General features: G+C 67.1%; 6 protein-coding genes and 1 pseudogene. 4 read left to right on the top strand and 3 right to left on the bottom strand.

Annotated elements, in window-relative coordinates; all coding sequences use genetic code 11:
* Positions 1 to 424 (top strand): annotated as a pseudogene (locus AC1VAN_RS13465) (hypothetical protein); the annotation flags it as partial.
* Between the two features lie 85 nt (positions 425 to 509).
* Here AC1VAN_RS13465 and AC1VAN_RS13460 read toward each other — a convergent pair.
* The 3 genes from AC1VAN_RS13460 to AC1VAN_RS13450 all read right to left on the bottom strand — a co-directional run bounded on the left by AC1VAN_RS13460 (position 510) and on the right by AC1VAN_RS13450 (position 3,542).
* Positions 510 to 1,862 (bottom strand): sigma-54 interaction domain-containing protein, encoded by a 1,353-nt coding sequence (locus tag AC1VAN_RS13460; RefSeq protein WP_025876078.1) that lies wholly within the window; start codon positions 1,860 to 1,862, stop codon positions 510 to 512.
* Between the two features lie 231 nt (positions 1,863 to 2,093).
* Complete coding sequence (locus tag AC1VAN_RS13455) at positions 2,094 to 2,870, bottom strand: C40 family peptidase (RefSeq protein ID WP_032975044.1); 777 nt, start codon at positions 2,868 to 2,870, stop codon at positions 2,094 to 2,096.
* 132 nt (positions 2,871 to 3,002) lie between these two features.
* Complete coding sequence (locus AC1VAN_RS13450; protein ID WP_032975043.1) at positions 3,003 to 3,542, bottom strand: C40 family peptidase; 540 nt, start codon at positions 3,540 to 3,542, stop codon at positions 3,003 to 3,005.
* Positions 3,543 to 3,653: 111 nt separating this feature from the next.
* Between AC1VAN_RS13450 and AC1VAN_RS13445 the strand changes: the two genes are divergently transcribed.
* The 3 genes from AC1VAN_RS13445 to AC1VAN_RS13435 form a co-directional block, all read left to right on the top strand.
* Positions 3,654 to 4,136, top strand: coding sequence for an FKBP-type peptidyl-prolyl cis-trans isomerase (locus tag AC1VAN_RS13445; RefSeq protein WP_025876084.1), 483 nt, complete (start codon positions 3,654 to 3,656; stop codon positions 4,134 to 4,136).
* A gap of 138 nt (positions 4,137 to 4,274) precedes the next feature.
* Positions 4,275 to 5,519, top strand: coding sequence for a DUF418 domain-containing protein (locus AC1VAN_RS13440; protein ID WP_480985978.1), 1,245 nt, complete (start codon positions 4,275 to 4,277; stop codon positions 5,517 to 5,519).
* 171 nt (positions 5,520 to 5,690) lie between these two features.
* A partial coding sequence (locus AC1VAN_RS13435; protein ID WP_480985977.1) for an FAD-dependent oxidoreductase occupies positions 5,691 to 6,069 on the top strand: 379 nt, incomplete at its 3' end.

The raw sequence follows: 6,069 nt of genomic DNA, 5'->3' as shown, positions 1-6,069 counted from the left end.
GGCCAACCTGGGCGTATCGATGGTGAAGACCGCCGATCCGGCGATCCTGTTCGCCAACGCCGGCTACATCCATTCGTTCCCGCGCGGTTTCAGCGATATCGACAGCAACCCGGATACGGTCAACCCCGGCGATGTGAAACTGGGCGGTTCGGTGTACTTCGGTGCCGGCGTGGCATTCGCGTTCAACGAGCGCACCAGCCTGAGCATTTCCTTCAGCGACAAGATCAGCACGCGCGCCTCGACCCGGTTCAAGGGCGGTGAATGGGTGAAGGTGATCGGCAGCGATGCCAATGCGGCCTCGCTCAATCTCGGCGTGACCTACGCGTTGAACCAGCACACCACGCTGGTGACGCTGCTGGGCATCGGCCTGACCCCGGATGCGCCGGACTTCACGCTGGCATTCAAGGTGCCGTACATGTTGTAAGCGCGGCAGCCCGGCATGGCGCGGCGCTGCATGGCCGCGCTTTGCCGGTGTCGGTGCATGCCCGGCCGCGCAGGGGCCTGCGTTGTCAGCGCTGCGCCGGCAGCTCCAGATGATGCTTGCGGCACAACCGGTATATCGTGACCCGCGAGATCTGCATGTGCCGCGCACACGCCGACACGTTGTAGCCATGCTGGCGCAGGGCCTGCAGCAGTACATCGCGCTCCACCTGGCCACGCGCATCCTGCAGCAGCGCGCGCCGCGCAGGGGCGTCCGGCTCTGCCAGGTCGAGGTCAGCGGCGTTGATCAGCTCGCCTTCGGCCACGATCGCTGCCCGCTGCACGCGGTTCAACAACTCACGTACGTTGCCGGGCCAGTCGAACCCGCGCATGGCCTGGCGTGCGCCGGGATCAAACCCGCGTGCGCGGCCGGGGTGGCGTTGGCGGAAGCCGCGCAGGAAGTGCTCGGCCAACAGCAGGACATCGCTGCCGCGTTCGCGTAGCGCGGGCATCGGCAAGCGCAGGACATTGAGGCGGTAGTAAAGGTCCCGACGGAAGTGGCCCTGGGCCACCGCCTGTTCCAGTTCGACGTGGGTGGCTGCCAGTACGCGCACGTCCACACGCAGCGGCTGGTTGCTGCCGACCCGTTCCAGCGTCCCCTCCTGCAGCACCCGCAGCAGGCTGGTCTGTGCGTCGGCGGGCAGGTCGCCGACTTCATCGAGGAACACGGTGCCGCCGTGGGCACTTTCAAACAGACCGATGCGGCGTTGGGCGGCACCGGTGAAGGCCCCACGCTCGTGGCCGAACAGTTCGGACTGCACCAGATTGGCAGGGATCGCGCCGCAGTTGATCGCCAGGAACGGTTTGCCGGCACGGCCGGACAAGGCATGCAGCGCTTGCGCGGCAAGTTCCTTGCCGGTGCCGGTCTCGCCGGTGACCAGCACCGGCAGGTCGACCGGAGCGAATTTATGCAGGGAGGCGCGCACCGACAGCAGGGCGGTGCTGTCGCCGATCAGCGCCGGCAGGTTGCCGGACTCGCGGACCATGTGCGGCAACGCGTCGTCGCCCTCGGATTGCCGCTGCATTGCCGACAGCAGATCGTGCAGTTCCAGTGGCAGCGCGAACTGGTCGCGGCACGCGCGCAGCAGCGGCCCCCACGCGGGCGGAGCGCTGCCCAGTCCAGGGGGCAGCACGGCGAGCCAGGGCAGGTGGTGATGCCGCTCGATCCACGGCAGCAGCAGCTGCACGGCGTCGGCATCAAGGTGACGCAGATCGACGATGGCCACCAGGTGGTCGCGGCTGCGCAGGCCGATGGCCATGGCAGGGGCAGGGCTGATGCAGCGCAGTTGCCAACCGGCCGCCGCCAGCGCACCCCGCTCGGCTGCCTGCGGTTGGCCGAACCAGATTGCGCAACGCGATGGAATCTCCAGGCTTGCCGCCATTCCTTTCCCCCAGGCAACACGGGCGGCCCAGCCGGGCACCCGGCGCGCCGCCCCGCGCCGGGATGCTGTGGCCGAACACGGTCGGCCTGTCGCGGTCACTGCAACCTTGACATCAAGGACCAACGCAGCAAGCGGCGGCCAGCGGCCAGCGGCCCCGGTTACGGCCAGCCGCCCAATGAAAAAGCCGCTGCAGGGCAGCGGCTTTTCAGGCAATGCGCAGATGACCCCGGATCAGAGGTCGACCCGGCGGGCCTGCATGAACTTGTTGCCCCAGTAGCCGGTGAGCAGGGTGTCGACGCGGACGTCCTTGCCGGTGCTCGGAGCGTGCAGGAAGCGGCCATCGCCCACATAGATGCCGACGTGGTCGACCCGGCCCTTGCGGCCGAAGAACACCAGATCGCCTGCAGCCAGGGCGGCGCGGTCGTTGATCAGTTCGGCATTGGCGTCATGCGCCATTTCGCGCGAGACGCGCGGCAGCTCGATGCCCAGGGCCGAGCGGAACACGTAACCGACCAGGCCACTGCAGTCGAAGCCGCTGTCCGGATTGCTGCCGCCCCAACGGTACGGGGTGCCGAGCAGGGTCATGGCCCGGCGCAGCAACGACTGTACCTTGCCGTTGTCGGCAGCGTTGCCGACCACGACGCTGCCATTGGCGGCGCTGCTGGTGTCGTAATTGGCGAGGAGGCGGCTGAGGTCACCGGCCACCATGGCCGAGCGGTCCATCAGGGGAATGGTGTCATTGGCGGCCAGGTGCGGCAGCAGGGCGGCCAGGGTGGCGCTGGCGGCGGCATCGGCGCGGCTGCGCTGCGGAGCGGTGGCGTCGGCCTTGGCGGCTGCGCGGGGGGCGGCCTCGGCGGTGGCAGCCGGGGGCGCATCGGTACGGGTGGGAGCGGACTGCGACCAGGCCGGAAGGCTGGTCAGACACAATGCCAGGCCCAGCAGAAGCGGGCGGACACTACGCGAAGAAGCGGCGGTCTGGCCTTGGCACGTCGGGTCGTTTGTCGTCACGCGTCGGTCACAAGGAAAAAAACGATGGGGCATCATGCCCTGTAAAAGCAGTAATAAGTTAAAAATTCCGTTAATAAATCGTTAGTCACGCCGTGATGTTTGTCACAGTTTTGAACATATCGCCTGTTCATTTTAGCGAAGGACGCGTTTCGCCCCTGTGTAGTGGTCCTTCCAATAGGTGCCACTGAGCGAATCCAGGCGGACCGTTCCGCCGGTGCTCGGGGCGTGCACGAATCGACCTTCGCCCACGTAGATGCCGACGTGGCTGACACTGCCGCGACTGCCAAAAAAGACCAGGTCGCCGGTTGCCAGGCGCTTCGGATCGATCTTCGGCCCCTGTACCGCCGCCAGGTCGCGTGAGGTCCGCGGCAGCTTCAGGTCCAGCATTTCACGGTAGACGTAAGCGACCAGGCCGCTGCAGTCGAAGCCGGATTCGGGCGTGTTGCCGCCGTAGCGATAGGGCGTGCCGACCAGGCTGATGGCGCGCATCAGCACTGAATTGGCGGCCTCGGGGTTGTCCGGCGTGGTGCTGGGCCAGCTGGCCGCAGGCGGCGGCGGTGCGGAACGGACGGCCTTGCCGCCGCCGCAGGCGGTCAGCAGCAGGGGCAGGGCCAGCAGCAGGGCGGGCGCGAGGAGCCGGCGCGTGCCGGACGAAACTGGCGTGATGTGCATGTTCTCCGGATAATGCGCGACCTTGGATTGGCCGTCATGATGGCGGCGTCCCCGCCGGGCGACAACCCGCCCCAACCCGCCTGCCTCCGGCAGATCCAGACAGAGTTGCGCATGAAGATCGAAAAAGACCGCGTTGTCCGCTTCCACTACACCGTCTCCGAGGCCGGCCAGGAGCCGATCGAATCGTCCAAGGACCGCGGCGAGCCGCTGGCGATCCTGATCGGCCACGGCAACATCATCCCGGGCCTGGAAAACGCCATGATGGACAAGGAAGCCGGCGCGACCTTCGACGTCGACGTCAAGGCGGCCGATGCCTACGGCGAGCGCCGTGATGGCCTGTCCCAGCGCGTGCCGAAGAAGCACTTCGGTACCGCCAAGCTGGTCCCGGGCCAGCAGGTCGTGCTGCAGACCAACTTCGGCCCGCGTGCCGTGACCGTGCAGAAGGTCGGCATGAGCGTGGTCGACGTCGACCTGAACCATCCGATGGCCGGCAAGGACCTGCATTTCGACGTCGAGATCGTCGACGTGCGCGAAGCCGGCAAGGAAGAGCTCGAACACGGCCACGTCCACGGTGACGGTGGTCACCAGCACTGATCGCACCGCGATCGTGATGGCAGCAACGGCCCGCTTCGGCGGGCCGTTGCGTATCTGGGCCGCCCCGCCCCGCTTCGGCGGGCCGTTGCGTATCTGGAACAGGGCGGGGCCATCCATGGCCCGCAGGCCGGCGGCATAATGACGGACCTGCACGCCGGATGCCCCGTGAACACCGCTTCCCCTTCCCTGCAACCGGTGGCTTCCGGCGAACGCATCGCCGTGCTGGACATACTGCGTGGCTTCGCCCTGCTGGGCATCCTGCTGATGAACATCGAGGCCCTCAGCGGGCCGCTGGACCTGGCCTTTACGGGCATCGACGCGCATTGGCAGGGCATCGACTACTGGGCCGATGCCTTCGTCTATGTGTTCGTGCAGGGAAAATTCTTCACCCTGTTCTCGCTGCTGTTCGGGGCGGGCTTTGCGGTGATGGCCCAGCGCGCCGAGGCGGCGGGTCGCCAGTTCACTCCGTTCTACCTGCGCCGCAGCGCCGGGCTGCTGCTGATCGGCCTGTGCCATGCACTGCTGGTCTGGTCGGGCGACATCCTGGTGCTGTATGCGCTGGCCTCGCTGCCATTGCTGGCCTGCCGTGAGGCACCGCGCAGCTGGCTGCCCTGGATGGGGTTGCTGGTGTATGCGCTGGGTGTTGCGCTGATGCTGCTGGTCGGCGCGATGGTGTCGATGGCCACCCCGCAGGACCTGCAGAAGATGCTGGTCGACGCGCAGCAGGGCATCGACCAGCAACGCCTGGTGTACGGCCAGGGTGACTGGATGCAGGCCAACGTGCAGCGCCTGCATGAGTTCGGCGCGTCGCTGGGTGGCATGTTCATTTCCGGGCCCGAAGTGCTGGGCATGTTCCTGCTGGGTGCCTGGTTCGCCGGCAGCGGCGCATTGACCGCGCCGGAGCGTTTCCCGCGGTTGTATGCCGGCCTGCRCTGGATCGCATTGCCGCTGGGCCTGCTGGCCACCCTGGCAGGTGTGTTGTGGAAGCCGTATCTGGCGCCGGGTGTCTATGACCTGCCGACCACTGCGGCAATGGCACTGGTGGCCGTGGGCGGTGTGCCGATGTGCCTGGGCTACCTGGCCTGGATCGTGCACTGGCGCGCGCGCATGGGCTGGCTGGCGCCGGTCGGTCGGATGGCGTTGACCCACTACCTTGTCCAATCGGTGGTCTGCACGCTGCTGTTCTATCACTACGGGCTGGGATGGTTCGACGTGCTGCCGCGTGCCTGGCAGCTGCTGTTGGCACTGCTGCTGTTTGCAGCGCAGGTGATCTTCAGCCACCTGTGGCTGCGCCGTTTCCGCTTTGGTCCGATGGAATGGCTGTGGCGTGCGATGACGTACCGGCAGTGGCCAGCACTGCGCCGTGGGGCCGGGCAGGCGTGATCGATGCCGGCCGCGCGCGTTTCGAACTGCGTGGCTGCATGCCCTCACGTCTGGCCTGCAGCGGGCCATGGCATGCTCGCAGCAGCATGGGTGACGGCGCCAACCCGCTGCCTGCCGATCTTCGTTGCGGGCGCTCGCCCGCCATCTTCCCTGTCGACTCGAGCGATTGCGATGAATACTCCCTCTTATGATTACGATCTGATCGTCCTTGGCGGCGGTTCCGCTGGCCTAGCCGGTGCCATCCGCGCTGCGCAGCATGGCAAGCGGGTTGCCCTGCTGGAGCCGGGTGAACTGGGGGGCACCTGCGTGAATGTCGGGTGCGTGCCGAAGAAGGCGATGTGGCTGGCCGCCGATCTGGCCGAGCGCATCGGCCTCGCCAGCGCGATGGGCTTCGACGTGGCGCCGCGTCCGGCGCTGTCGTGGAAGGAACTGGTGATCCATCGTCAGGCCTACATCAGCAACATCCACACCAGCTATCACAAGCGCCTGGATGAAACCGGCGTGGTGCGCATCCCTGCCCGCGGCCATCTGCTGGACGCGCACACGGTGG

The sequence above is a fragment of the Stenotrophomonas sp. 05L44_2 genome, from assembly GCF_056665995.1.
This window is presented reverse-complemented; position numbering and strand designations above follow the sequence as displayed.